This is a genomic window from Mesorhizobium sp. L-2-11, from assembly GCF_016756595.1.
Taxonomy (GTDB): domain Bacteria; phylum Pseudomonadota; class Alphaproteobacteria; order Rhizobiales; family Rhizobiaceae; genus Mesorhizobium.
Genome location: NZ_AP023257.1, coordinates 3,924,298 through 3,948,697 on the forward strand (window position 1 = coordinate 3,924,298; position 24,400 = coordinate 3,948,697).

Below are 24,400 nucleotides of genomic sequence, written 5' to 3' on the forward strand. Positions count from 1 at the left end.
CCGGCAAAGCAGTGCCCGCCGGCATGTTCCGGAAGAGAAAGCAGCTGCCGCGAATCAGCCGGCGTGGTCGTCGGCGATCGGCTTCTGGTAGGTGAAGCCCATATCCCACGGAAAATAGATCCAGGTGTCCTGGCTGACCTCGGTGACGAAGGTGTCGACCAGCGGCCTGCCTTTCGGCTTGGCATAGACGGTGGCGAAATGCGCCTTGGGCATCATGGCGCGGACGATGCCCGCGGTCTTGCCGGTGTCTGTCAGGTCGTCGATGATCAATACGCCGGCGCCGTCATCGGCGAGCAGTGCCGGCGTGACCTCCTTCAGCACCTGCAACTGCCCCTGGCTGGCATAGTCGTGATAGGAGGCGACGCAGACCGTCTCGATGACCCGGATGCCGAGTTCACGCGAGATGATTGCGGCCGGAACCAGGCCGCCGCGCGTGATGCAGACGATCGCCTTCCATTGGCCTTTGTTGGCGCCCGCAAGCCGCCAGGCGAGCGCGCGCGCGTCGCGGTGGAACTGATCCCACGAGACAGGAAAGGCCTTTTCGGGAAGGGACATTTTTCGCGCACTCCGCAGCGCGCGAAAAAAGCGCGCAGACACTTGAAGGAACGCGCGGAATTAACTGGAAAGCCTCGGCCCTGGCAAGGGGCGATGCAAGATGGGGCGGCGGCAAGCGATCCTGTGGCCTTGCCGCCTTTGGGCTTGCCGCTTGTCGATTTACCGCGACAGGAAAGCTGCCACCGGCAGGGTGCGCAGCACCGTGCGGGTGACGCCGCCGAACAGCAGCTGGCGCAGCCAGGAATGGCTGTAGGCGCCGAGCACGAGCAGGTCGGCGCCGGTTTCCGCAACCCTTGTCTGGAGCACCTCATCGACCGAGTGGCCGGCCGATTGCAGCACCGAGACGCTGACCGTGGCGCCATGCCGGGACAGGGCGGCGGCGATGTCGGCGCCGGCCGCCTCCGTGGCCTCGTCGAGCGTATCCGGCGGGTCGATGACGACAATATCGGTTTTTTCGGCCTCGATGATGAAGGGCAGGGCGTCGAAGGCGGCGCGCGCGGCTTCCTTGCTGCCGTTCCAGGCGAGCAGCACATGCTTGAAGCTGGTGATGAGCGGGCCTGAGTGCGGCACGACCAGCACCGGCCGGCCGGCGTCATAGACCAGCGTGTCGACGTCGGCGCTCGGATCGCCGCCCGACTCGCGCTGCGCGGCGATGATCAAGTCCGCGGTTCGAACGGTCGGGATGCCGGTCAGTGCGCTGTCTCCGGAAAAGCTCTCAAGGCTGCGCCACTCGAATGACAGGCCGGACTCTTCGACGTGCCGGAGGAAAATCGCCCGCAATTTCTCAGCGCGTTCCTTGTTCATGTCGGCCGAAACCTGCAGGAACTCGGTGTCGGGAAAGCCAGTGGCCGAGGTGTAGGGGACGGGAAGCGCTTCGGCATGAATGCCGATGAGATGGCTCTCGAACTTGTCGGCAAGCGGAATGGCGCATTCGAGCACGCGCTCCGCGTCCTGTTCGTTCTGCAGAATGGCGACGATGGTCTTGAATCGCATGGCAACCCCTCAATTTGCGGGCGAGCGAGACTCGCCCGCATGAAACGTTGCAGTACGACGCTTTGTTCCGGCCTGGATCAACTGGCCGGGCTGGCGAGCCTTGCAACCATCGCTTCGACATCGGCGCGGGCGGCGTCCAGCGCTTGCTGGCTGCGGGCACGGACGACCAGCTCGGTCCAGAACTTGCCGTCGCCATACTTTGGATAGGAGCCGATGATCGTGTCCGGATGCGCCTTCTGGATGTCGCCCAGCGGTCCGCCGACCAAGCCTTCGCCGAACGGACAGTGCACCGTGGCCGACAGCATTTTGGTGCCGGCCTTCAGCGTCGGCACCACATTGTCGAGCATCGCCTGGAAAATCGCCGGCACGCCGGCCATGACATGGACGTTGCCGATGCGAAAGCCCGGCGCGATCGACACCGGATTGTCGATATGGTCGGCACCGCGCGGCATCCGCGCCATGCGCTTGCGCGCCTCGGTGTATTCGATGCCGCGCGCGGCGTAGCTCGCTTCCAGCATCGCATAGGCTTTGGCGTCGTATTCGCAGGGCACGCCGAAGGCCCTGGCAATGGCATCCGCGGTGATGTCGTCATGCGTCGGACCGATGCCGCCGGTGGTGAAGACATAGGTGTAGCGGGCACGCAGGGCATTCACTGCGGCGACGATCTCGTCTTCCTCGTCGGCAACGATGCGCACCTCCTTCAGGTCGATGCCGATCGCCGTCATGATGTCGGCGAGGTGGCCGATATTCTTGTCCTTGGTGCGGCCGGACAGAATCTCGTCGCCGATGACAAGCATGGCAGCGGTGACGATTTCGGGCATGAGAGGCTCCGGCAAAAGGTCAGTTGAGATAGCGCGGCGGATGGTTGGCGGCAATGCCCGTATTGATAACGCTGCTGCAGCACAGCAATCGCACCGGGTCGGCGCCGCCCCTCATCCGCCTGCCGGCACCTTCTCCCCGTATAGTGACGGGGAGAAGCGGCTGGCCGCGGCCTCGGCATCCGTTCTGCAACGCTGGAGATTGGCGAAATCCTCTGCGAAGGCGTCTTTCTCCCCGTCACTATACGGGGAGAAATGCCCGGCAGGGCAATGAGGGGCGGCGCCGACTTCGACAAATGGCCGGTCGAGCACCGACGGCGGCATGGCGCTATTCCTTCACCGCTCCGGTCATCGAGGAAACGTAGTGCTCGACGAAGAACGAATACAGCACCACCACCGGCAGCGAGCCGATCAGGGCTCCGGCCATCAGCGCTCCCCACTCATAGACGTCGGAGCGGACAAGCTCGGTGAGCACCCCGACCGGCACCGTCTTGTTTTCCGACGACTGGATGAACGTCAGCGCATAGATGAATTCGTTCCATGACAAGGTGAATGCGAAGATGCCGGCCGAAATCAGGCCGGGCACCGACAGCGGCAGCACGATCTTGATGAGGATCTGCCAGCGGCTCGCCCCGTCGATGAGCGCGCATTCTTCCAGTTCGAACGGGATCGAACGGAAGTAACCCATCAGCAGCCAGGTGCAGAAAGGCACCAGGAAGGTCGGGTAGGTGAGGATGAGCGCGAACGGGGTGTCGTAAAGCCCAAGGTTGAACACCATCACCGACAGCGGGATGAACAGGATCGAGGGCGGCACGAGATAGGCGAGGAAGATCGCCAGCCCGACCTGCCGCGCCCCCGAAAACCGCAGCCGTTCGATCGCATAGGCCGCGAACACCGCAGCCAGCAGCGACAGGAACGTGGCGGCGGTGGAGATGATGATCGTGTTGAGCAGCCAGCCCGGATAGGACGTGTCGAACAAGAGATAGCGGATGTGCTGGAATGTCGGCTGCACGACCCAGAACGGATTGAAATTGGCGTAGTCGGTCATCTCGTGATTGGGCTTGATCGCCGTGATCGTCATCCAGTAGAATGGGAACAACAGCACGATGACGAACACCAGCAACGGCAGATAGACCGTCACCACGCGCCGCGGCAGGCTCTGAAGGTAGCCCATGCCGCCTTCGTCGAGTTCCTGCCGCTTCGCTTTTTTGATCGCGGCGCTCTTGATCTCAGCCGTCTTGACCTCAGCCATGTGTCAGTCTCCTCCGCCCTGTTGCCATTTGCGGCGTTGCAGGCCGAAATAGCTGAACAGGATCGCCGCAAGCAGGAACGGGATCATGGCGACCGCGATGGCGGCGCCCTCGCCAAGCTGGCCTCCCGAAATGCCGCGCTGAAACGACAATGTCGCCATCAGATGGGTGGCATTGACCGGTCCGCCGCGGGTCAGCACATAGATCAGCTGGAAATCGGTGAAGGTGAACAGCACCGAAAACGTCATGGTGATGGCGATGATCGGCGTCAGCAGCGGCAGCGTCACAAAACGGAACAATTGCCAGCGACTGGCGCCGTCGAGCGTGGCGGCCTCGTAAAGCGACTGCGGTATGGTCTGCAAGCCGGCCAGCAGAGTGATGGCGACGAACGGAATGCCGCGCCACACATTGGCGGCGATGACCGAAGCGCGCGCGTTCTCCGGATCGCCGAGGAAATTGATGCGATGGTCGATCAGCCCCATTTCCATAAGCGCCCAGGACAGGATGGAGAACTGCGAATCATAGATCCACCAGAAGGCGATGGCCGACAGCACCGTCGGCACCACCCACGGCAGCAGCACGATCGCGCGGAAGAACGATTTGAAGGGAAGGTTCTGATTGAGGATAAGCGCCAGCCAGAGGCCGAGCGCGAATTTCAGGATCGACGCGCTTATCGTGTAAAGCAAGGTGTTGAAGACGGAGAGCCAGAAGACGGCGTCATCCGACAGATATTGGTAGTTTTCGATGCCTATGAAGATACCGGGGCGGCCGATGCGGGCATCGGTGAAGCCGAGCCAGATACCGAGCCCGAGCGGATAGGTGAGGAAGACCAGCAGCAGCGCAGCCGCCGGCAGCATGAAGCCGAAGCCAAGCGCGTTGCGGCTGTCGGCCAGGAGCGACAGGCTCCGCGACAGGATCGACGGGCGCGGCTGAACGGCGGCGGACGACACGGCCATGGGGCGGCTCCTCACAAGGTCTGCTGGCATGGTGGCCTAGAGGCCGCCACGCGATTCTGGGAATCAGACCGGGCAGCGCGGTCGCGGCTGCCCGGCTCGGCTGCGATCAAACGCGATAGTAGCGGTTGGCGCGTTTCTCCGCCTCTTCCATCGCCTCCTGCGGCGTCGCCTGGCCGGTCACCGCCTTGGCGAACATGTCGACCAGGACGTAGTCGGCCATGGTCGCCGCCGAGGCATAGCCGAGCGGCCCGGCATAGCCGTTGGGACGCAGCGTCGCCGAGGCCTTGGCGTAAGCGGCATTGTTCGGGTCGGCCGTCCACACCGGATTGTTGTCGAAGGCTTTGAGCGTCTGGCAGCAATAGCCGGCCGAGGAGGTGATCCACTCTGCCATTTGCTGTTCCTCGAACATGAACTGCAGATAGGCCTTGGCCGCATTGGGGTAGGGCGTGTAGTCGAAGATCACCGCCGTGGTCACCTGGAACAGCTCGACCGATTTCCCGATAGGGCCGATCGGCAGACTGGTCGTGCGCATGTCCTTGGCGATTTCAGTCAGTTTCGGATCATTGTCCTTGTTGGTTTTAGCCGTGTTATACACGGAAATGCCGTTAGCGATGACGCTGAGTTCGCCGGCCAGGAAGGCGCGGTTGTTGTTCACGTCGAGCCAGCTTTCGGTGCCGGGGATGAAGGTCTTGTAGAGCTCCTGCGCGTATTCGATCGCCTTGAGCGTCTCGGGGCTGTTGATCGTCACCTTGCCGCTCTCGTCGACCATCTGGCCGCCATGGCTCCAAAGCAGCCAGTGAGCATAATTGTTGCCGTCGCCGACGCCATGGCCGTGTGTGAAACCGGCCGGATGCCCCTTCGCCTGCAAGGCCTTGCAAAGCTCGAGGAAGCTCGCCGTGTCCTTCGGAAATTCCGAGAAGCCAGCCTCCTTCACCCAGCTTTCCCGATAGACGATGGCATTGCCGATGGTGGCCAGGGGCAGGCCGAGGAACTTTCCCTCGCGCGTCGCATACTGCTTTGGTCCGTCGTGCCAGCCGCCATATTTCGTACCGAGATATTCGCCCAGTTCCGTCACGTCGTGCAGCTTGTCGGGGTACTGGTGCGGGTCGTCGAACCAGACCAGCATCAGATCTGGGCCGGAGCCGACATTGGCGGCAACCGCTGCCTTGGGGCGAATGTCCTCCCAGCTTTCCTTGTCGACACGGACCTCGACGCCTGTCGCCTCGGTGAACCGCTTGGTGTTGGCCAGCCATTGGTCTTCATCGCCCTGAACGAACGGCGACCAGCGCAGCATGCGCAGCTTTGCGCCGTCTTCGGGCTTGTATGTCAACCCCTCCTGGGCAAAGGCGGAAGAGCCGACGAAGCGGCTTCCCAAGGCTCCCGCCGCCACGCCGGCAGTCGTGCGGATCACGTCACGTCTGGTGAACTTCATGCTCGTCTCCTCCTGTTTATTGTCCTTGCCTTATGGATCTTACTGCCGGGCGCGCATGTCGAAGCGCTGCCCGGTTTCGCCATGAAAGAGATGGATGAGGCCCGGCTCGGCCGTGAGCCGTACGGTCTCGCCCGGCGTGAAGGAATGGCGCTCGCGGAAATTGGCGACGATCTCGTCACCGCCGGCCGTCCGGCCGATGAGCTGCACTTCCGACCCGGTCGGCTCGACCACCACGACAGTGACTGGAATGCCGTCGTCCTGGGATAGCCGCAGATGCTCGGGGCGTATCCCCAGCACCACCTGCTCGCCGCTGCCGGTCGACGGTACTGCGGCCAGCGGCAGGGAAATCCCGCCGGAGCCGCGGAAAGACGGTGAGCCGCCATCGACAGCGATTTCGCCCCTCAGCATGTTCATGGCGGGCGAGCCGATAAAGCTGGCGACAAAAAGGTTGTTGGGCCGGTCGTAGAGTTCCAATGGCGGCCCGATCTGCTCGACGATGCCGTCATGCATGACCACGATCTTGTCGGCCATGGTCATCGCCTCGATCTGGTCGTGGGTGACATAGACCGTGGTGGTCTTCAGCCGCTGGTGCAGTTCCTTGATCTCGGCGCGCATCTGCACCCTGAGCTTGGCGTCGAGATTGGACAGCGGCTCGTCGAACAGGAAGACCGCCGGATCGCGCACGATCGCCCGGCCCATGGCGACGCGCTGGCGCTGGCCGCCGGAAAGCTGCCTGGGATAGCGCTCCAGCAGGGGCACCAGCCCCAGGATTTCGGCGGCGCGCTTGACGCTGGCAGCGCTTTCGGCTTTGGCAACACCCTTGAGCATCAGCGAGAACGCCATGTTCTCGGCGACGGTCATGTGCGGGTAGAGCGCGTAGTTCTGGAACACCATGGCGACGTCGCGCTCTTTTGGCGCAACGTTGTTGACGACGCGCTCGCCAATCGCGATCTGGCCGCGTGAAATCTTTTCCAGGCCGGCGATCATCCTGAGAAGGGTCGATTTTCCGCAGCCCGACGGGCCGACCAGCGTGACGAACTCGCCATCCTCTATATCGACGCTGACACCGTGGAGAATCTCGACGGTTCCGAATGATTTGTAAACATCGCCAATCGCGACAGACGCCATCGATTTCCTCCCGAATGCTTCCTGCGACATCTTCGAAGGAAACCGCTTTCCTGACTGGCCGCGGCAGTTCCCAAAGCTCCTCCCTGGTCACGCGCGATGATGAAACGGTAGCGCTACCAGACTGCCCTGTAAAGCGGCTGCGTGGCAAGCGCCCTTCTTCGTCGCTCGTGATTGTGGGCGTTCCCGGCAGGGGCTGAATTCGCCATGTCCGGGATCATGGCAAGAGCCTGATTTGTCAAGCCCCAGCTCTTGAAACCAGAGACGCGAAAAGCCATCCGCAAACGACACCAGCCCTAATCGGAAACTTCGGTTTGCGGCCGGTCGCGGCCGTCGGCGAGCTCGTCGTGCCATTTGCCGTCGGCGTCCTCGTACTGGATGCCGTCCGTGGTGCCGGCGACCTGCTGTTCGGCCGAAGCGATCTCGGCGGCGCGCAGCGCATCCTCGTGAGTAGGGAACGTCTCCGAAAATGTCTCGCCGACCTTGTAGGCCCAACCCCCGTCATGCTCGACGATCTTGTAGGTCAGCTTGGCCATGAAATCCTCCAGTGGAAAAAGCTCGGTTTGCTCAATGCGGTTTGCCTTGGGGCAATTTGCCTTCGGGCAATCTCTCGTCGGGAACCAGCACGTCCGATTCTTTCGCGGCCTCGACCAATGCCCGGCGCGCATCCGCTGTCGAACGATAACCTTCCAGCACTTTTAGGCAAGTGTCGAGAGCATCGCGATGCCGAGGGCCACGATTGAGCGGCCAGACCGTCATCAGGCACTCCGCCGCTTCCTGGGCGCTGCGGATCTCACGGTATTTGCCGACATGGCCAAGTTCGACCACGACCGGCTTTTCAAAAGGCTTGCTGTCCATCATCGCCGCCAACGCGGAGCCGCCGATTTGGTTGCACGGCCCTCGGCGTGCGTAAATGTCTCGGGGGTAGCGGTCGTTGCGGCGGCAAGCATGCAATCGGGCCGGTCAGCCCGCCGCCTTCATCCAGTGCTGCATCGTCGTCACCGAGCGGGCAAGCTGCGGCGCCGGCCGGATTTTTTCGCCGAAGGTGGCCGCGGCGCGCCACGCCCAGCGCGGATCGGCGAGGAAGGCGCGGGCCAAAGCCACCATGTCGGCACGGCCCTCGGCGACGATCGCCTCGGCCTGCTTCGGATCGTCGATCAGGCCGACGGCCCGCGTCGGGATGCCGGCGCCGTTGCGAACAGCTTGCGCCAGATGCACCTGGTAGCCGCGGCCTGTCGGCAGCTTCTGCAGGGGCGAATTGCCGCCGCTCGAGCAGCAGAGATAGGCGACATCAGTTGCCTTCAGCGCCCTGGCTACTTCGATGGCGTCCTCGATGTCGAAGCCGCCATCGACCCATTCCTTCACCGACAGACGCGCCCCAAGCATCAGCCTGGGCACTGCCTTTCTCACCGCCTTGGCGATCTCGACGACAAAACGCATGCGGTTTTCCAGCGAGCCGCCCCAGCGGTCGGTGCGCTGGTTGGAAAGCGGCGACAGGAACTGGAAGATCAGATAGCCGTGCGCGGCGTGCAATTCGATGAAGTCGAAGCCGGCACGTTCGGCTCGCCTTGCCGCCACGGCGAAGCGCTCGATGATCTGCAGGATCTCCTCCTCCTCCAGCGCCCTCGGCACCTGCCAGCCCGTGTCGTAAGCGATTGCCGAGGCCGACACGATCGGCCACGGGTCCTGATCGGCCTTCAGCGGGCCGCCGCCTTCCCAAGGCTTCTGGTTGGAGGCCTTGCGGCCGGCATGGGCAAGCTGCGTGCCGAATTTGGTGCCGGGAGCGGCGACGCGCTTGGCCGCATCCAGCGCGCGCCGGGCGGCCGCCTCGTTGTCGTCGGAATAGAGGCCGAGGCAGCCATGCGAGATGCGGCCGCGCCGCTCGACGTCGGTCATCTCGACGGTGACCATGCCGGCGCCGGACATCGCAAGGTTCATCCAGTGATACAGGTGCCAGTCGCTGGCCGAGCCGTCTTCAGCGGAATATTGGCACATCGGCGCCACCGCGATGCGGTTGGGAAAGGTGAGGCCGTCAAGCGTGATCGGCTGGAAGAGGGAAGGGGTCATCAAAAAATTCCGGGGAGGGGCTGTCGCTATTTAGGCAATCGTTTGCGCCTGCGCCATACACGAGGCGGTGAAGCGCTGCCTCTGCCTGCTGGGCAGAGCGACCTATCAAGACCTGGGTTCTTCGCCCACCGCGAAGCGGGGGAGAGGTGGCCGCCCACGGGTCTTGCCTTTGGCAAGCCCGAGGACAGGCTCCGCGGCCGGAGAGGGGGCTTTCGTAGGGCGCAGTCCCCTGCGCAGTCCCCCTCTCCGTCTCGGCTTCGCCGAGCCACCTCTCCCCCACTCTCGTGGCGGCGAGGAACCCAAGCTGAGATAACACGGGATCCTTCCCTGAAGCGATCGCCTGAATTGCTGTCGGGATTGCGCAAAGGCTGGATCACCGCTACGCCTCGCCGGCAACACGGAGTTCACCATGGAAGACCGCATTCGCATCCGATCGGAGGAAGTCCTTTCCGACGACTGGGCCGTCCTGAAAAAGACCGTCCTCGATTATCGCCGGCGCGACGGGCAGTGGGAGACGCAGGTCCGCCAGACCTATGATCGCGGCGACGGCGCGGTTATCCTGCCTTACGATCCGGAGCGCTCGACGGTTCTGCTGGTGCGGCAGTTCCGCTACCCGGCCTACGTCACCGGCCACCGCGAGCCGCTCATCGAGGCCTGCGCCGGCCTGCTCGACGAACACGATCCCGAAACCTGCATCCGCAAGGAGGCCGAAGAGGAACTCGGCTATAGGCTGAAGGACGTCGAACGGCTGTTTTCGCCCTATATGAGCCCCGGCAGCGTGACCGAGCGGCTTTGGTTCTTCGTCGCCCGCTATTCACCGACCGACCGCATCTCCGACGGCGGCGGCGCGGCGGACGAAGGCGAAGACATAGAGGTCCTGGAGATGCCGCTCGACGAGGCGCTGGCCGGCATCTACGACGGCCGCATCATCGACGCCAAGACCATCATCCTGATCCAGCATCTGAAGCTGAACCCGATCGGAAAGTGACCGTACCGGAGGCTGGACGCCCCGCTGGGGTGGCGCCGGTGTTGCTGGTGCGGACGACGGGAATCGAACCCGTACGATCAGAGATCGAGGGATTTTAAGTCCCTTGCGTCTACCAATTCCGCCACGTCCGCAGGCCAGCCCTTTTCAGCCGCCAGCCAAAGGCCGTCAAGCCACGTTCTGTCAATCGAAAAATCTGACACTGCAAGCACGCCCTTGTCGCTGCTGCAAACACCCCTCCACTTCGTCATCCCAGCGCGGAGCAAGGAGCGAAGCGACGGGGCGCAGACCTTAGGACCCATGCTGTTACCGCTGCTGCGGTGCAGAACCTTTGATCGCCGAGGGACAGCGCCCCCCTCTGTCCTGCCTCTTTGCCAAGAATCGGCATCTCCCCCACGAGGGGGGGAGATCGGCAGCTTCGCGGACATCGTCATTTTTTGCCAGGTTGGTGGTTGGCGAAATCAGTGATGAAGGCCAATCTCCCCCCGAGTGGGGGAGATGTCCGGCAGGACAGAGGGGGGCGCGAAGGATCGCTATGGAGCGCTTTTATTCTGAGCCGCTGCATTCTTCGGCTGAGGTAACGGAATGAATCCCCTCGCCACCGCGGGCCGGTCATCCGCTGAGATTCAACCAGGATCGTCGGAACCATTTCGCAACGGCTGAGTTTCGGACGGAAGCTACTGGAACCCCGGACATGACAGAGTGTGACACAGGACAAGGGAAGTCTGTTGCCAAAGCCATACGGCAATTGATCCGTTCCGAAGATTATCGCCGGCACCTGCACGACGTGCTGAATCTTGCCGTCGACCCACGACTGCCCGGCACCCTTGTCCCACTACTTGAGGCGCTTGATCAGGCCGGGCGGGAACCGTTTCCGCATTCCCGGAGCCCAAACCAGCGATAACCGAGAAAACGCGCTAATCTTCTCCTGCACTCGCTAATCTCTCCTTCCCCATGACTCAACGCTACGACATTGAGAAGACACCTGAAGGCACGTGGGATATCATCGATGTGTTCACGGGGCTGCCGGTTGTCGAGGTCGGCGTCCCGTTGATCGACATGCCAATCGAGGAGGCCGACGATCTGGTCGAGCTTCTCAACTGCCGCGACAGGGAACAGCGGGATGATACTTGACCGCAACTTCCCCGATCGAAACTCCCGAACGTCAATTCAAAGAAGATTCGCTAACGAGTGGTGAGCTGGTTTAGGCCCGCGCCTTATCGTCTGCGTTCCAGCACTGATAGTTGGCGAAAGCCAAAGCGACGTCCGATCTCCCCCCTTGCGGGACCCTTGCGGGGGAGATGCCAAGTTTTGGCAAAGAGGGGCAGGACAGAGGGGGTGGGAAGGATCGCCAACTTCGACTTCAGCCATTCAACCGGAAACAGCCTAAGGCGTGGCTGTAATTTGGTTGACAGGTCGGAGGGACAGCACCCACGACAGCACCCCCTCTGCCTTGCCGGGCATCTCCCCCGCAAGGGCAGGGCTGTCCGGGGAAAGTTATTCATAAATGAAGGCCATCTGATTGGGAGAGGCTCGGTCCCTTGGTCGGCTTGGATTGACCGGTGGCGGCTTATCGATGGTGTGCAGTTTCCGCCGCCCGAACAAGTATTGAGCGACCAGTTCTGTGAACCTCAAGATAGGAATAGTGACGCGGCGGGTGCGCGCGACAATGCGCAGCAGCGCAAAGGCGATCATTGCGGCAAAGAGTTGCAGGCGGATTGCATTGCCGTTGTTGCCGAGGAACTTGCGGATCTTGAGGTGCTGCTTGATCCATCGGAACAGAAGCTCGATGTGCCAGCGGCCTTTGTAAAGCCGTCCAATCTCGACGGCAGAGCGCTCCAGATCGTTGGTCAAAAGCGTGATGGTGTCGCCCGTTTCGCGCTGAACGCGCAGGCGACGCAGCCGCATCGGCAGCTTGCAAGCAGCCTTGCTGACCAAGCTTACCTCACTGTCTTCCACAACCAGGAAGCCGTCGCCCTGCGGCTCGGCTATAGGGCGATCACGCAGCAGCGCCAGCCTCATGTTGGATTTGGGCCGCGTCACGAAGATCGATCCGGCTTCGGCGATCGCCGTCCACCAGCCATAATGGCAGTAGCCCTTGTCGAACACGTAGGTCGCTCCAGCTTCGATCGTGATCTGGCGACCGACCTGGGCGTCGTTGACGTTGGCGTCGGTGATGTCGAGGACGCGCGGACAGTCGGTCTTCGGGTCATAGACGACATGCACCTTCATGCCGCGAATGCGCCCGTTCGACTTGGCCCAATCGCACAGTTTGCCGAGCGGAATGGGGGTCGAGTCGATCAGCCGCAGCATTGCTTCGCCCTCGCGCCGCATTTGCCTGTCGAGCAGGTTCGCCACCAGACCGAACGCCTCGGCAAAGATGGCGACCGGACGCCGTCTGTTGGCATCCGACAAGGTCGAACGCATCAACGGACCGCTGCCCAGGTGATAATGATGCTGGCTGTTGGCGTTCCAGCCGGCTTCCAGGCCACGCAAGCTGCTGCTGCCGCAGAACTGGGCATAGATCAGCGCCACCAGATGATCCCAGCTTCTGAACGATTTGTCGTACGCATCCCCGTCGTGGCGATCCACAATTGCTTGGAATTGACGCCGATCGATGGGTTCAAGAAGCTGCCCGAAGATGCTAGGTGCAAAGCGCATGCCCCGTTCCTTTTCTGAGTCTCGACAACCAGAGAAAAGACGGACAAACCCCGTTTTACGGGGCATGCACATGTGGCATTTCGATTCACTCAAAACTTTCCCCGGACAGCCCTGCCGCAAGGGGGGAGATCGCAGCTCCGCCGACGGGCCTACTCCCGAAAGTCCGGCAAACAAGAGGCGAGTAGCCGCACACGACGTAGCCGCACACGACCCACAAGTTCCCCGCTGGTCAAAATCCGCGCGGCTTGGCACAGTCGGGAAAACAGGAGTCCTCCTCATGGCGAAGACCGCGCGTGCGACGAAACCAAAATCCTGGGCCGAGGCGGCGACGCATCTGGTCGACGTCGCCATGGGCAGGAGGCCCGCCGATCTCGTCATCCGCAACGGGCGCTGGGTCAACGTTCATTCCGGCGAGATCATCGCCGGCACCGACATTGCCATTGCCGGCGGCCGTTTCGCCTATTGCGGACCGAATGCCGGTCACGCCATCGGCCAGGGCACCAAGGTGGTCGACGCCGGCGGCCGCTATCTGGTGCCGGGCCTTTGCGACGCGCACATGCATGTCGAGAGCGGCATGGTGACGGTGACGGAGTTTTGTCGCGCGGTCATCCCGCATGGCACCACCTCGATGTTCATCGATCCGCACGAGATCGCCAATGTGCTCGGCCTGCCGGGTGTGCGACTGATGCATGACGAGGCCGTCGCCATGCCGATCAACGTGCTTGTGCAGATGCCGTCCTGCGTGCCTTCGGCACCGGGGTTGGAACATGCCGGCGCCGAGCTGAACGTCGCCGATGTCACCGAAGCGATGACCTGGGAAAACATCGTTGGACTTGGCGAGGTGATGAATTTTCCGGGTGTGGCTGCCAACGATCCGGTGATGGCCGGCGAGATCGCCGCGACGGTGAGGGCGGGCAAGACCGTCGGCGGCCATTATGCCTCGCGCGATATCGGCCTGCCGTTCCACGGCTACGTCGCCGGCGGCCCCGAGGACGACCACGAAGGCACCCGCGCCGAGGATGCCATCGCCCGCGTCCGCCAAGGCATGAAAGCGATGCTCAGGCTGGGCTCGGCCTGGTACGACGTTGCCTCGCAGATCAAGGCGGTGACGGAGAGCGGGCTCGATCCGCGCAACTTCATCCTGTGCACCGACGACAGCCATTCCGGCACGCTCGTCCATGAAGGCCATATGGACCGGGTGGTCCGCCACGCCATCAGCCAGGGGTTGAAGCCGGTGACCGCGATCCAGATGGCGACGCTCAACACCGCCCAGCATTTCAGGCTGGAGCGCGAACTGGGGTCGATCGCGCCGGGGCGGCTCGCCGACCTGCTGATCGTCTCCGATCTGGCCGAAATGACCATCGACGAGGTCTATGGCCGCGGCGTCAGGCTGGCCAGGGGCGGCAAGCTCGACATCGACATTGCGGCCTATGACTATCCGAAGTCGGCGAAGAACACCGTGAAGCTCGGCAAGAAGCTAAAAGCGGGGGATTTCGACATCGTGGCGCCTGTCGGCGCCAACGAAGTGCGGGTGCGGGTCATCGGCGTGATTGAGAACCAGGCGCCGACGCGGGCGCTCGAGGCCGACCTTCCAGTGGAGGACGGGCTGGTCGCCATGGACCGTCGCAATGACGTCTGCCAGATCGCGCTGGTCGAGCGCCACCGCGGCACGGGCGGCGTCACCAACGCCTTCGTCACCGGCTTCGGCTATATGGCCGACTGCGCGATGGCCTCCAGCGTGGCGCATGATGCGCACCACATCATCGTTGTCGGTACCAGCAAGCAGGACATGGCCTTGGCGGTGAACCGACTGGGCGAGGTCGGCGGTGGCGTCGTGCTGTTCTCCAGGGGCAAGGAACTGGCGCTGGTCGAAATGCCGATCGCCGGTCTGATGTCGGACGAGCGCGCCGAAATCGTCGCGGCCAAGGCCGACAAGCTGACCGAGGCGATGCGCCAGATGGGCTGTTCGCTCAACAACGCCTACATGCAGCACTCGCTGCTGGCGCTGGTCGTCATCCCGGAACTGAGGATTTCCGATGTCGGCCTGATCGACGTGACGACGTTCCAGAAGGTTGATTTGTTCGTCTGACGTCGACCAAGGCGCGAGCCCAAGTCGCTCATCCGCCAGTGGCGATGGTCAGCACCTTGAACGGTGTGGTGATGACGATCTCGGCGACGGAGCCGACCGCCTTGCCGATGCCCTGGCCGAGATTGTCGATCGGCTGCGCCGGATCGAGCTCGTCTGATGCCAGGCCGGCCGGAGCGCGCAGCCGGTCGCCGAGCAGTTGCACCAGGAACGGGTTGTCGGCGAATTTGGCGTGGTTCAGGCGGTCGCCGCCTTTGGTCTTGCTCAGGTCGACCACCGACACGCCATAGCTGGCGAGGTCAGCCGCATCGCCATAGTCGCCGACGCGCGGCTTGTCGCCCGAGATCAGCGAGGACAGCCTGAGGGCGCGATCGTCGCCCGAAAGCAGGATGGCGAAAGGCTTGTCGGGCTTGCCGTAACGGATCATCTGCTTCTTGAACACGTCGACATCGATGTCGGGCGAGGCCAGGATGACATAGCCGAGCTTGCCGCTGAGATCACGGTCGCCGGTGATGGCAAGCTGGCGCAGCGCCTCCATCGTCACCCAGGTGCCCATCGAATGGGCGATGATGTCGATGCTCTTGGCCCTGGTCTTGGCCAGCATGCGCAACGTCTCTTCGAGATCGTCGCGCGCCGCGTTGGCGCTTTCCTTGTCGTAGATATAGCCGGTGGTCTTGCCGCTCGACGCCCATGAGAACAGCACCGGCGTGCCGGAGTATTTGGTGTCGTGCGCGATCTGCGTCAGTCGGTAGATGCCGTCGTCGAAACCGTTGTTGAAGCCGTGCACGAAAACCAGCGCGCGGTCGCCGCGCATGGCGATGTCGGCGCCGACCGCCTTGGCGAATTGCGGGGCGCCTTCGTAGAATTCGACCTCAATTGCGGTGAAATCCTTCGCCGGATTGCTGTTGGCGGAGCCCCTGACCCGCTCGATGGCGCCGACCTGATGGATTTTCGGGACGGTGACCTCGACACTGGCAAAACTGGTGGTCGGTGAACGGTCGCCGTCGAACACCTGCCGCGGGTCCTTCGTCGCCTTTTTTCGGGTGGTGGCGACGAAGATCTCATGCGTGGCAGCGACGTCGGAGGCAGGCACCGTCACGGTCGTCGTGTTGAGAAGGTCGTGTGTCTTGCGGCCGGCGCAGCCGGTCACGGCGAGCCCAAACGCTACGACGAGAAAAATCTTCGAACGCACCTCACTGCCCGAGCAGGCTGATGCGGTCGGTCACCTCGCGGTCGCTGGCAAATCCGTCATCCTCGCGCAGCCGCTGGCCGATCATCTTCACCAGCTCGGGGTTGTCGGCAAATTTGGTGTGGTTGAAGCGATCGGATCCCTTGACGCTGGAGAGATCGACGACGCTCACGCCATAGTCGGCGAGGTCGGCGGCGTCCTTGTAGTCGCCGACGCGCGGCCGCGAGCCGGCGATCAGGCCGGAGAGCCGCAGCGCCCGGTCGTCGTCGGACAAAAGCAGGATGAAGGGCTTGTTCGGCTTGCCGTAGCGGCGCATCTGGCTCTTGAACACGTCGACATCGATGTCGGGCGAGGCCAGCACGACGTCGCCGAGCTTGCCGCCGAGATCGCGGTCGCCGTTGATGGCGAGCTGGCGCAGCGCTTCCATGGTGACCCAGGTTCCCAGCGAGTGAGCGACGATGTCGATGCGTCGCGCGCCGGTCTGCGCGAGCATTCTCAGCGTCACTTCCAGCTGGTCGCGGGCGGCGCTGGCGCTTTCCCTGTCGTAGACATAGTCCCTGGTCTTGGCGCCCGACGCCCAGGAAAACAGCACCGGCGTGCCCGGGTAGCCGGAATCATGGGCGATCTGGGTGACGCGGTAGACGGCGGCGTCGAAGCCGGTGTTGTAGCCATGGACGAAGACCATGACGCGGCCGCCGCGCGCGGCGATGTCGGCGCTGAGCGCGCTGGAGAATTTCGGCGCGGTGTCGTAGCCGACGACGTCGGAGGCCATGAAATATTTGGTCGGGTCGTTCGACCGGCCGCGCGAGCGCCGCTCGATCCGACCGGCTTCGTGGGTTCCCGGCACGGTGACGTTGACGCGGGCATAGTTCAGCGTGGCCGAGCGCTCACGGTCGAAAACCTTGCTGGGATCGTCGGAGCGCTTGCGCGTCGTGGCGATGAAGATGCTGTGGTTGCCGGCGATTTCGGTCACCGGCGCCGACACCATGGCGCTGCCGAGCAGTTCCTCGGTCTGCCGGCCGCCACAGCCGGCAACGAGCAAGGCAAGGGCAAGGATACAAATCTTCTTCAATTCTAGAATTCCACTCCGGCCGAAAGGCCCAACCTCCGCGAACCCTCCCGGACAGCCGAAGTGCGGCAGAAGTAAGTCGTTTCCTGCCGAAATGCGCTCATCGGCTTGCGACAGTCATCGCACTGTTGCGCGAAAGCCAAAACGATTGCCCTGATCAATCACATACGGCGTGTGCTAGCTTCGCGAACATCACAGACGATCCGGGGTAATTTTTCCGATGACCAGTTTCTCTTCCCGCGTCGCTGTCGCCGCTGCCGCGATCCGCCAGATCTTCCCGGAAACGCCGCTGCAGGAAAACGACTATCTGTCGAAAAAAACCGGAGCGCGCGTGCTGCTGAAGCGCGAGGACCTGTCGCCGGTGCGCTCCTACAAGATCAGGGGCGCCTTCAATTTTTTCCGCAAGGCACTCGACGCCGGCAACGACGCCGAGCTGTTCGTCTGCGCTTCCGCCGGCAACCATGCGCAGGGATTTGCCTTCGTCTGCCGTCATTTCGGCAAGGCAGGCGTGGTGTTCATGCCGGTGACGACACCGCAGCAAAAGATCGACAAGACGCGGCTGTTCGGCGGCGAATTCGTCGAGATCAGGCTGGTCGGCGACTTTTTCGACGACTGCTACCGCGCCGCCTCCGAATTCACCGAAAGCGCCGGCGCGCACATGGTGCCGCCGTTCGACCACAAGGACATCATCGAGGGGCAGGCGACCGTCGCTTACGAGATATCAGGCCAGATGCCAGGCGCGCGCATGCCCGACATCATCATGCTGCCGGTCGGCGGCGGCGGTCTGGCGGCGGGTGTGACGCATTATTTCGCCGACCAGCGCCGCGACACGCGCTTCGTCTTCTGCGAGCCGGCCGGCGCGCCAAGCCTGAGCGAGAGCCTTGCCAGCGGCAAGCGCATCAAGCTCGCCAGGGTCGACAATTTCGTCGATGGCGCGGCGGTGGCCGAGATCGGCCGCGAGCCGCTGCGGCACCTCAGGGCGTTTGCCACCGAGGCGGTGCGGCTGATCCCGGAAAACCGGCTTTGCGCGACGATGATCGAAATGCTGAATGTCGAAGGCGTGGTGCTGGAGCCGGCCGGCGCGCTGGCGATCGACGCGCTCAAGGATTTTTCGAAGAAGGAAATCAGGGGCAAGACCATCGTCGCGGTGGTTTCGGGCGGCAATTTCGACTTCGAGCGGCTGCCGGACGTCAAGGAAAGGGCGCTGCGTTTCGAGGGGCTGAAGAAGTACTTCATCATCCGCTTTCCACAGCGGCCGGGCGCGCTGCGCGACTTCCTCGAATTGCTCGGTCCCGACGACGACATTGCCCGCTTCGAATATCTGAAGAAATCGGCGCGCAATTTCGGTTCGGTGCTGATCGGCATCGAAACCAAGGACCGCCGCAATTTCGAGCTGCTCAACGCCAATTTCGAGGCCGAGGGCGTCCAATACCAGGACATCACCGACAACGAGACGCTGGCCGGGTTCATCATATGAGCGCCCGAGCCCAGGCGAAGCAATTCGTTGCGTTGTTTTCCGGCATCAATGTCGGCGGCAACCGCATCGTCAAGATGGCGGACTTGCGGTCGTTCTTCGAGGAGCTCGGCTTCGGCGACGTCGCCAGCTATGTGCAGAGCGGTAACGTCGTGTTCCGTTCGGCAAAGGGCGAAGCGGCCACGCTGGCCAAACAGCTGGAAGCGGAATTCGAGAAGAAATGGGGATTTTTTTCGCGCATCATGGTGCGCGATCTCGGCTGGTTCGAGCGGCTGGTGGCGGAAAATCCCTATCCGAAAGTCGCCGGCGAGCCGACCAAGCTCCACGCCTATGTGCTGGAGCGCCCGCCGACCGCCGACGAGGTCGCGCGGCTGGCCGAAAAATGCACCGGTCCCGAACGGTTCGAGATCAGGGGCGACGTGCTTTACCTGCACGCACCGGAAGGCCTCGGCAAATCGGTATTTGCCAACCTAATCCCGCGCACGCTGAAAGTGCCCGGCACCGCGCGCAACTGGCGCACGGTGCTGATGCTGCTCGAGATGGCCAGCCGGAATGGCGGAGCGTAGTCGCCTACGCTGCCGAAGCCTTTTTCCAATCGAAGGTCAGCTCTTCGCGGAAAGCGAAGCGTTTGATGTGGTCGGCGACGACCGTCTCCAGGCGCTCCAGCGAGCCGGCTTCGTCAGCGGTCACCGTGATATGCAGCGCTGCCGGGTCGGCATCGAGAACCGTGCGGCCCAGTGAGAGATCGATCGTGCCGTGGTTAGAATCGAACGCGACGGGAAACTTGTGCGCCCAGTGCTTGCAGAGCTGTTGCAGATAGCGGCTCGCATGTTCAGTGACGACATCGGCATGGCTGATCGGCATGAATGGATTCTTCCCCAATGTGGCTGGGTTACCAGCTTCCGGTATTGGGCATCGACGCCCAGGGCTCGGCCTTGGCCTGGGCCGGGCCTTTCTGCAAAAGCTCGATCGAGATGCCGTCCGGCGATTTGACAAAGGCCATGTTGCCGTCGCGCGGCGGCCGGTTGATGGTGACGCCCTTGTCCATCAGCTGCCGGCAGGTGGCGTAGATGTCGTCGACCTCGTAGGCGAGGTGGCCAAAATTGCGGCCGCCCTTGTAGTCTTCCGGATCCCAATTGTAGGTGAGCTCGATCAGCGGCGCCTTGTCGGTGATGGCGCTTTGCTCGTCTTCGTTCGCGGCGAGGAAGATCAGTGTGTAGCGCCCCTGTTCGTTTTCGTGGCGGCGCACTTCCTTGAGGCCAAGCTTGTTGCAGTAGAAATCGAGCGAGGCATCGATGTCGGCGACACGGACCATGGTATGGAGGTAGCGCATGTGATTTTCCTCGAAATGTTGCGTTGCGGCGGAACATAGTGGCGACCCGGCCAAAGGGCAATTCCCGATAGCCGCTCCTGCCGGCAAACAACAAATCCGGTATTCCTGCAATGAACCGTGAAAAAACGCAGCTCAGGTCTTGCACACACCGGAATCGGAAGTGTTAATCTAACGTCAAGAATCAGTTGCGGTATTCTTGGAAAAAGGGGGGCGTTCTTATGGGGGAAAAAGCCTCTTTCATGGGGCGGGACGGAACCGGTCACGACGCCTTGCGAAGGGACGAGAGCGGCGACACGGCCGATCTCGTCGAGGTTGCGGGCGCTATCAAATGGTTCGACGTGGCCAAGGGTTACGGTTTCATTCTTCCCGATGACGGCTCTTCCGGCGATATTCTTCTCCATGTGACATGTCTTCGAAAAGACGGTTTCCAGACCGCCTTGGAAGGTGCGCGCGTCGTCTGCCTGGTCAAGCAGGGTGAGCGCGGATTGCAGGCGTTCCGTGTCCTCTCCATGGATCTCACCACGGCGACCCATCCGGCGGAGATGCAGGAGCAGCGCACCCACGTCTCGGTGACGCCGGAAAGCGGCCTCGAACGAGCGTTGGTGAAATGGTTCAACCGTACCAAGGGGTTCGGTTTCCTGACCCGGGGCGAGGGCACCGAGGACATTTTCGTCCACATGGAGACGCTGCGCCGTTACGGTATTACCGAGCTCAGGCCGGGGCAGGTCGTGCTGGTCCGCTTCGGGCGCGGCGACAAAGGCCTTATGGCTGCCGAAATTCACCCTGATATGGGTACCTTGCCGGTCTCGCACTAGGACGATTTCGGCCGAGGATTCTGAATGACTCACAGGAACTGGCTGACAACCGGCGTAGTCTGCGCCGCGATCGCCTTTGTCGTCGCCACAGGCGCTTTCTTCCATTCGCAGCGACCGGCTTCGGCAGACGGCCGGGCGATGATCCTTGCCGTCGACCCGCAGCCGCTGGTTGCGGTGACGAAAGGCGGCGAACGCTCCTTTTCGATCGAAATCGCCGACACCTCCGCCGAGCGCGAGGCCGGCCTGATGTTTCGCCAGGAGATGGCCGACGATCATGGCATGCTGTTCGTGTTCGAGGAGCCTCGCGATGTCAGCTTCTGGATGAAGAACACGCCGATGCCGCTCGACCTGATCTTTGCCGGTCAGGACGGCAGGATCCGGGCGATCAAGCAAGGCGAGCCGCAATCCGAGGCGATGATCTCGCCCGGCGAGCCGGTTCGCTTCGTGCTCGAGCTCAAGGCGGGCACGGCCGCCAGGAGCGGCATCGAGGACGGCGACCTGTTGCGTCACCCGGCAATCGGCACTGCGCACGATTGAACGCGCAGGATCCATCGCAGATGCAGTTCTTCTCCCATCACGGTTTTGACCTTGCCTTCCTCGACCGCCAGCCGGCATCGGGGCAGGGCGATCCGGTGCTCATGATCCATGGCTTTGCCTCGACCCATTACGTCAACTGGGTGTCGCCCGGCTGGTTCAAGGCGCTGAACGATGCCGGCTACCGCGCCATCGCCTTCGATAATCGCGGCCACGGCGCCTCGTCGAAGAGCTATCGGGAGGCCGATTATACGCCGGCCAGAATGGCCTCCGACGGGGCAGCGCTGCTGAACCATCTCGGCATCGAACGCGCCCATGTCATGGGCTATTCGATGGGCGCGCGGATTTCCGCCTTCCTGGCGCTTTCCGACCCGGACAAGGTGGCGACGCTGGTCTTCGGCGGTCTCGGCGTCGGCATGGTCGACGGCGTCGGCGACTGGGATCCGATCGCCGCCGCCCTTCTGGCCGACGATCCAGATAGCACCAGCCATCCGCGTGGCCGCTCGTTTCGCGCCTTCGCCGACCAGACCCGCAGCGACCGTCGGGCGCTGGCCGCCTGCATTGCCACTTCACGGGAATTGCTGGCCGAGGCCGACATCGCGCGCATTGCCCAGCCGACATTGATCGCCGTCGGCACCAAGGACGATATCGGCGGTTCGCCCGACGAACTGGCCGCCTTGATGCCGAACGCCAGGGCTTTCCACATCGAGGGCCGCGACCACATGCTGGCCGTCGGCGACAAGACCTTTAAGCAGCGGGTGCTGGAGTTCTATGCCGAAAATCCGCTGTGAGTGTAGAGCCGATCTGTAGCGATCCGTCGCGCCCCCCTCTGTCCGGCAGGACAGAGGGGGGCGCTGTCCCGCCGGCATCAAAGGTTCTGCACCTCATGCCTCAAGCGCTTCGAGCGAACGCGCCATGTTTTGCCGAGCCCGAGCTTCAAACCGCTGCCGGAACTCCTCGGTGTGGAAGATATGCGGGCGGGCGAGGAAATTTTTCAGAACGGCACTGCGGCCGGCACGCCACATCGGTTCCTGCACCCAGCCATATTCGCGGCGAACCGCTTGTTCATAGGCATCGAACGCATCGGGCGGCGCCCCCAGGATCGCCAGGTCCATGTCGAGGAACAGCGCTGCGTCGCGGGCGGCATTCTCGTCGCCAAACTGCGGCAACTCATGCGTGGCGGTGGCTGATATCATCGCCGTGATGCGGCCAAGGCGTTGCGCATCGGTGCGGCCGGCTAGCTTTTTTTCGGCAAGGGCGGCACTCCTGGCCTCGTTGTCCTTGGCCCGGCTGTCATAAATGGCGTCGTGGAACCAGATCGCCGCCTCGACCGCCTCGGGGTCGTGCAACGATGCCCGATAGTGGCCGGCCAGCGCCAGCATCGCCTCGATGTGGGCAAGGCTGTGATAGTGGCGGCCTTCGGCCGCATAGAGCGTGGAAAGCTCATTCTTCAGCGGCCCGTCGATCAAGGCTTGGTTTTCCATCGCCGCTTGAATGTCCGTGAACCCAATCCATTTGACAAAGCACTAAGGAAAATTGAGTTCAACCGTGCTATGATCTGGCTTATAGAGCATGTCGCGCAAAAATGCGCAGCGGTTTTGGTGCCAAGCCGGAGACACCAGATGGCCGGAGACCATTGATGAACAGCGTTACGATTACCCGCCCGACCATGGTGAAGCCGATCGATCCGATCTGGCGCTCGATCCGCGACGAAGCGATGGAGGCGGTCAACCGCGACCCGCTGCTGGCGGCATTCCTCTATTCGACCATCCTCAACCAGGAAAGCCTGGAGGAGGCGGTCATCCATCGGCTGGCCGAGCGGCTCGCCCATCAGGATATCGGTTCCGATCTCATCCGCCAGACATTCAAGGCGATGGCAGCCAACGACGAGGACTGGGCGTCGACGGTGCGTGTCGACATTCAGGCCTATTACGACCGCGATCCGGCCTGCGATCGCTTCATCATGCCGGTGCTCTATTTCAAGGGCTTTCACGCCATCCAGACGCACCGGCTGGCGCATTGGCTGTGGAACCAGGGCCGCCAGGATTTCGCGCTCTATCTGCAGAGTCGGTCGTCCTCGGTGTTCCAGACCGACATCAACCCGGCCGCCCGCATCGGCAAGGGCATCTTCCTCGACCATGCCACCGGCCTCGTCGTCGGCCAGACGGCGGTGATCGAGGACGACGTGTCGATCCTGCACGGCGTGACGCTGGGCGGCACCGGCAAGGCCGGCGGCGACCGCCATCCAAAAATCCGCTACGGCGTGCTGATTGGGGCCGGTGCAAAGATCCTCGGCAACATCGAAGTCGGCCATTGCTCCAAGATCGCGGCAGGCTCGGTGGTGCTGTCGCCGGTGCCACACAACAAGACGGTTGCCGGCGTGCCGGCCCGCGTCGTCGGCGAAACCGGCTGCGACCGGCCCTCGCGGCAGATGGACCAGCTTTTGCCGTCGCAATCGATGGACCACGTCGTCAGCTTCGATATCTGAACGCTCGGGCAGGGCTTTGCAAAGGCGTCTTTCTCCCCGTCACTAAACGGGAAGAAATGCCCGGCAGGGCAAAGAGGGGCAGCGCAAACCTCAAGCGATTGCCTTGGTTCTCTCGCCGGCTTGCCTTTACATCGCCATTGTCGACGTGCCAGAAGCGCGCTCAAACGAGCAAGACCGACAATCGGAGAAGACTTTTGAAGCCGGACGAAATCAGAAAGCTGGACGCCTATTTCAAGCGCGTCTTCCAGAACCCCAAGCTTGAAGTGAAGGCGCGGCCGCGCAAGGACGATTCGGCCGAGGTCTATGTCGGCGACGAATTCCTCGGCATCGTCTTCAAGGACGAGGACGACGGCGACTATAATTTCTCGATGGCGATCCTCGACATCGACCTGGCCTGAGCCGGGAGGCGATCGGTGCCGGCCGCACCCTCTTCTTCAACGTTGGCGATTGGCGAAAGAAGAACGAATAGCCAATCTCCCCCCTTGAGGGGGAGATGCCCGGCAGGACAGAGGGGGGTGCTGTCCCGCCGACGTTGCGCACCTATGCGCTGCTGCGGCGCTTCACCACCAT

At 62.8% G+C, this 24,400-nt stretch carries 26 protein-coding genes and 1 tRNA gene; 10 read left to right on the forward strand and 17 right to left on the reverse strand.

What is annotated here, in order from left to right:
• Positions 1–54 precede the first annotated feature (54 nt).
• From gpt to JG739_RS18785, 10 genes are all read right to left on the reverse strand, one after another.
• Positions 55–555 (reverse strand): xanthine phosphoribosyltransferase, encoded by a 501-nt coding sequence (gene gpt / locus JG739_RS18740; RefSeq protein WP_023798205.1) that lies wholly within the window; start codon positions 553–555, stop codon positions 55–57.
• Positions 556–714: 159 nt separating this feature from the next.
• Positions 715–1,548, reverse strand: coding sequence for a universal stress protein (locus tag JG739_RS18745; RefSeq protein WP_202362880.1), 834 nt, complete (start codon positions 1,546–1,548; stop codon positions 715–717).
• Positions 1,549–1,625: 77 nt separating this feature from the next.
• Entirely contained in the window at positions 1,626–2,369 is a 744-nt protein-coding gene (locus tag JG739_RS18750; RefSeq protein WP_202362881.1) for a competence/damage-inducible protein A, read from the reverse strand.
• 325 nt (positions 2,370–2,694) lie between these two features.
• Positions 2,695–3,540 carry a carbohydrate ABC transporter permease gene (locus JG739_RS18755; protein ID WP_128182347.1) on the reverse strand — a complete coding sequence of 282 codons (846 nt, stop codon included), beginning with the start codon at positions 3,538–3,540 and terminating at the stop codon, positions 2,695–2,697.
• An 81-nt stretch (positions 3,541–3,621) separates the two neighbouring features.
• A complete protein-coding gene (locus JG739_RS18760) occupies positions 3,622–4,473 on the reverse strand; it encodes a carbohydrate ABC transporter permease (RefSeq protein WP_370463494.1) in 852 nt (283 codons plus the stop codon).
• A 205-nt stretch (positions 4,474–4,678) separates the two neighbouring features.
• On the reverse strand, positions 4,679–6,004 hold the full coding sequence (locus tag JG739_RS18765; RefSeq protein WP_202362883.1) for an ABC transporter substrate-binding protein: 1,326 nt from the start codon (positions 6,002–6,004) through the stop codon (positions 4,679–4,681).
• A gap of 39 nt (positions 6,005–6,043) precedes the next feature.
• The gene (locus JG739_RS18770) at positions 6,044–7,132 is read right to left on the reverse strand and encodes an ABC transporter ATP-binding protein (protein ID WP_202362884.1); all 1,089 of its coding nucleotides are present in this window, start codon (positions 7,130–7,132) and stop codon (positions 6,044–6,046) included.
• Positions 7,133–7,425: 293 nt separating this feature from the next.
• Entirely contained in the window at positions 7,426–7,665 is a 240-nt protein-coding gene (locus JG739_RS18775) for a DUF2188 domain-containing protein (RefSeq protein WP_077371423.1), read from the reverse strand.
• A 31-nt stretch (positions 7,666–7,696) separates the two neighbouring features.
• Positions 7,697–7,990, reverse strand: coding sequence for a DUF982 domain-containing protein (locus JG739_RS18780; protein WP_202367523.1), 294 nt, complete (start codon positions 7,988–7,990; stop codon positions 7,697–7,699).
• Positions 7,991–8,092: 102 nt separating this feature from the next.
• Positions 8,093–9,196, reverse strand: coding sequence for an NADH:flavin oxidoreductase/NADH oxidase (locus JG739_RS18785; protein ID WP_202362885.1), 1,104 nt, complete (start codon positions 9,194–9,196; stop codon positions 8,093–8,095).
• 409 nt (positions 9,197–9,605) lie between these two features.
• Between JG739_RS18785 and JG739_RS18790 the strand changes: the two genes are divergently transcribed.
• The gene (locus JG739_RS18790; protein WP_202362886.1) at positions 9,606–10,184 is read left to right on the forward strand and encodes an NUDIX domain-containing protein; all 579 of its coding nucleotides are present in this window, start codon (positions 9,606–9,608) and stop codon (positions 10,182–10,184) included.
• A 45-nt stretch (positions 10,185–10,229) separates the two neighbouring features.
• On the opposite strand, the gene JG739_RS18795 is transcribed toward JG739_RS18790, so the two are convergent.
• A tRNA-Leu gene (locus JG739_RS18795) sits at positions 10,230–10,315 on the reverse strand.
• Positions 10,316–11,135: 820 nt separating this feature from the next.
• Here JG739_RS18795 and JG739_RS18800 point away from each other — a divergent pair.
• A complete protein-coding gene (locus JG739_RS18800; RefSeq protein WP_202362887.1) occupies positions 11,136–11,315 on the forward strand; it encodes a hypothetical protein in 180 nt (59 codons plus the stop codon).
• Positions 11,316–11,678: 363 nt separating this feature from the next.
• Here the strand turns inward: JG739_RS18800 and JG739_RS18805 are convergent, their stop codons facing one another.
• A complete protein-coding gene (locus tag JG739_RS18805) occupies positions 11,679–12,842 on the reverse strand; it encodes an IS4 family transposase (RefSeq protein ID WP_199202850.1) in 1,164 nt (387 codons plus the stop codon).
• Between the two features lie 277 nt (positions 12,843–13,119).
• On the opposite strand from JG739_RS18805, the gene ade reads away from it, so the two are divergent.
• The gene (ade, locus tag JG739_RS18810; RefSeq protein WP_202362888.1) at positions 13,120–14,931 is read left to right on the forward strand and encodes an adenine deaminase; all 1,812 of its coding nucleotides are present in this window, start codon (positions 13,120–13,122) and stop codon (positions 14,929–14,931) included.
• Positions 14,932–14,959: 28 nt separating this feature from the next.
• On the opposite strand, the gene JG739_RS18815 is transcribed toward ade, so the two are convergent.
• Both JG739_RS18815 and JG739_RS18820 read right to left on the reverse strand, forming a co-directional pair.
• The gene (locus JG739_RS18815) at positions 14,960–16,120 is read right to left on the reverse strand and encodes an alpha/beta hydrolase (RefSeq protein WP_202362889.1); all 1,161 of its coding nucleotides are present in this window, start codon (positions 16,118–16,120) and stop codon (positions 14,960–14,962) included.
• Position 16,121: 1 nt separating this feature from the next.
• Positions 16,122–17,189, reverse strand: coding sequence for an alpha/beta hydrolase (locus tag JG739_RS18820; protein ID WP_202362890.1), 1,068 nt, complete (start codon positions 17,187–17,189; stop codon positions 16,122–16,124).
• Between the two features lie 217 nt (positions 17,190–17,406).
• Between JG739_RS18820 and ilvA the strand changes: the two genes are divergently transcribed.
• Together ilvA and JG739_RS18830 are read left to right on the forward strand one after the other, a co-directional pair.
• Positions 17,407–18,663 (forward strand): threonine ammonia-lyase IlvA, encoded by a 1,257-nt coding sequence (ilvA, locus tag JG739_RS18825; RefSeq protein ID WP_202362891.1) that lies wholly within the window; start codon positions 17,407–17,409, stop codon positions 18,661–18,663.
• The gene (locus JG739_RS18830; protein ID WP_202362892.1) at positions 18,660–19,226 is read left to right on the forward strand and encodes a DUF1697 domain-containing protein; all 567 of its coding nucleotides are present in this window, start codon (positions 18,660–18,662) and stop codon (positions 19,224–19,226) included. Before ilvA ends, JG739_RS18830 begins: the two co-directional genes overlap by 4 nt.
• A 4-nt stretch (positions 19,227–19,230) precedes the next feature.
• Here JG739_RS18830 and JG739_RS18835 read toward each other — a convergent pair whose 3' ends face one another.
• The gene (locus JG739_RS18835) at positions 19,231–19,524 is read right to left on the reverse strand and encodes a DUF2218 domain-containing protein (protein WP_202362893.1); all 294 of its coding nucleotides are present in this window, start codon (positions 19,522–19,524) and stop codon (positions 19,231–19,233) included.
• A 28-nt stretch (positions 19,525–19,552) separates the two neighbouring features.
• Entirely contained in the window at positions 19,553–19,993 is a 441-nt protein-coding gene (gloA, locus tag JG739_RS18840) for a lactoylglutathione lyase (RefSeq protein WP_202362894.1), read from the reverse strand.
• Positions 19,994–20,211: 218 nt separating this feature from the next.
• On the opposite strand from gloA, the gene JG739_RS18845 reads away from it, so the two are divergent.
• The 3 genes from JG739_RS18845 to JG739_RS18855 are packed head-to-tail and all read left to right on the forward strand — an operon-like array spanning position 20,212 to position 22,133.
• Positions 20,212–20,808, forward strand: coding sequence for a cold-shock protein (locus tag JG739_RS18845; RefSeq protein ID WP_274609391.1), 597 nt, complete (start codon positions 20,212–20,214; stop codon positions 20,806–20,808).
• Between the two features lie 24 nt (positions 20,809–20,832).
• Positions 20,833–21,345 carry a DUF192 domain-containing protein gene (locus tag JG739_RS18850; RefSeq protein ID WP_202362896.1) on the forward strand — a complete coding sequence of 171 codons (513 nt, stop codon included), beginning with the start codon at positions 20,833–20,835 and terminating at the stop codon, positions 21,343–21,345.
• Positions 21,346–21,365: 20 nt separating this feature from the next.
• On the forward strand, positions 21,366–22,133 hold the full coding sequence (locus JG739_RS18855; protein WP_202362897.1) for an alpha/beta fold hydrolase: 768 nt from the start codon (positions 21,366–21,368) through the stop codon (positions 22,131–22,133).
• A 93-nt stretch (positions 22,134–22,226) separates the two neighbouring features.
• Here JG739_RS18855 and JG739_RS18860 read toward each other — a convergent pair whose 3' ends face one another.
• On the reverse strand, positions 22,227–22,826 hold the full coding sequence (locus JG739_RS18860; RefSeq protein WP_202362898.1) for an HD domain-containing protein: 600 nt from the start codon (positions 22,824–22,826) through the stop codon (positions 22,227–22,229).
• Positions 22,827–22,981: 155 nt separating this feature from the next.
• Between JG739_RS18860 and cysE the strand changes: the two genes are divergently transcribed.
• The gene (gene cysE, locus JG739_RS18865) at positions 22,982–23,830 is read left to right on the forward strand and encodes a serine O-acetyltransferase (RefSeq protein WP_202362899.1); all 849 of its coding nucleotides are present in this window, start codon (positions 22,982–22,984) and stop codon (positions 23,828–23,830) included.
• A 194-nt stretch (positions 23,831–24,024) separates the two neighbouring features.
• Positions 24,025–24,228 (forward strand): DUF3126 family protein, encoded by a 204-nt coding sequence (locus tag JG739_RS18870; protein WP_013531334.1) that lies wholly within the window; start codon positions 24,025–24,027, stop codon positions 24,226–24,228.
• Positions 24,229–24,400: the final 172 nt, after the last annotated feature.

Bases quoted from the DNA above. Each gene is read 5' to 3' on its own strand.
- JG739_RS18830 (WP_202362892.1), top strand. From the start codon at position 18,660: ATGAGCGCCCGAGCCCAGGCGAAGCAATTCGTTGCGTTGTTTTCCGGC.
- JG739_RS18745 (WP_202362880.1), bottom strand. From the start codon at position 1,548: ATGCGATTCAAGACCATCGTCGCCATTCTGCAGAACGAACAGGACGCG.
- JG739_RS18780 (WP_202367523.1), bottom strand. From the start codon at position 7,990: ATGATGGACAGCAAGCCTTTTGAAAAGCCGGTCGTGGTCGAACTTGGC.
- gloA (WP_202362894.1), bottom strand. From the start codon at position 19,993: ATGCGCTACCTCCATACCATGGTCCGTGTCGCCGACATCGATGCCTCG.
- JG739_RS18860 (WP_202362898.1), bottom strand. From the start codon at position 22,826: ATGGAAAACCAAGCCTTGATCGACGGGCCGCTGAAGAATGAGCTTTCC.
- JG739_RS18770 (WP_202362884.1), bottom strand. From the start codon at position 7,132: ATGGCGTCTGTCGCGATTGGCGATGTTTACAAATCATTCGGAACCGTC.
- JG739_RS18760 (WP_370463494.1), bottom strand. From the start codon at position 4,473: ATGCTGCCGGCGGCTGCGCTGCTGCTGGTCTTCCTCACCTATCCGCTC.
- JG739_RS18855 (WP_202362897.1), top strand. From the start codon at position 21,366: ATGCAGTTCTTCTCCCATCACGGTTTTGACCTTGCCTTCCTCGACCGC.
- JG739_RS18785 (WP_202362885.1), bottom strand. From the start codon at position 9,196: ATGACCCCTTCCCTCTTCCAGCCGATCACGCTTGACGGCCTCACCTTT.
- gpt (WP_023798205.1), bottom strand. From the start codon at position 555: ATGTCCCTTCCCGAAAAGGCCTTTCCTGTCTCGTGGGATCAGTTCCAC.
- cysE (WP_202362899.1), top strand. From the start codon at position 22,982: ATGAACAGCGTTACGATTACCCGCCCGACCATGGTGAAGCCGATCGAT.
- ilvA (WP_202362891.1), top strand. From the start codon at position 17,407: ATGACCAGTTTCTCTTCCCGCGTCGCTGTCGCCGCTGCCGCGATCCGC.
- JG739_RS18765 (WP_202362883.1), bottom strand. From the start codon at position 6,004: ATGAAGTTCACCAGACGTGACGTGATCCGCACGACTGCCGGCGTGGCG.
- JG739_RS18790 (WP_202362886.1), top strand. From the start codon at position 9,606: ATGGAAGACCGCATTCGCATCCGATCGGAGGAAGTCCTTTCCGACGAC.
- JG739_RS18850 (WP_202362896.1), top strand. From the start codon at position 20,833: ATGACTCACAGGAACTGGCTGACAACCGGCGTAGTCTGCGCCGCGATC.
- JG739_RS18845 (WP_274609391.1), top strand. From the start codon at position 20,212: ATGGGGGAAAAAGCCTCTTTCATGGGGCGGGACGGAACCGGTCACGAC.
- JG739_RS18835 (WP_202362893.1), bottom strand. From the start codon at position 19,524: ATGCCGATCAGCCATGCCGATGTCGTCACTGAACATGCGAGCCGCTAT.
- JG739_RS18805 (WP_199202850.1), bottom strand. From the start codon at position 12,842: ATGCGCTTTGCACCTAGCATCTTCGGGCAGCTTCTTGAACCCATCGAT.
- JG739_RS18750 (WP_202362881.1), bottom strand. From the start codon at position 2,369: ATGCCCGAAATCGTCACCGCTGCCATGCTTGTCATCGGCGACGAGATT.
- JG739_RS18775 (WP_077371423.1), bottom strand. From the start codon at position 7,665: ATGGCCAAGCTGACCTACAAGATCGTCGAGCATGACGGGGGTTGGGCC.
- JG739_RS18800 (WP_202362887.1), top strand. From the start codon at position 11,136: ATGACTCAACGCTACGACATTGAGAAGACACCTGAAGGCACGTGGGAT.
- JG739_RS18755 (WP_128182347.1), bottom strand. From the start codon at position 3,540: ATGGGCTACCTTCAGAGCCTGCCGCGGCGCGTGGTGACGGTCTATCTG.
- ade (WP_202362888.1), top strand. From the start codon at position 13,120: ATGGCGAAGACCGCGCGTGCGACGAAACCAAAATCCTGGGCCGAGGCG.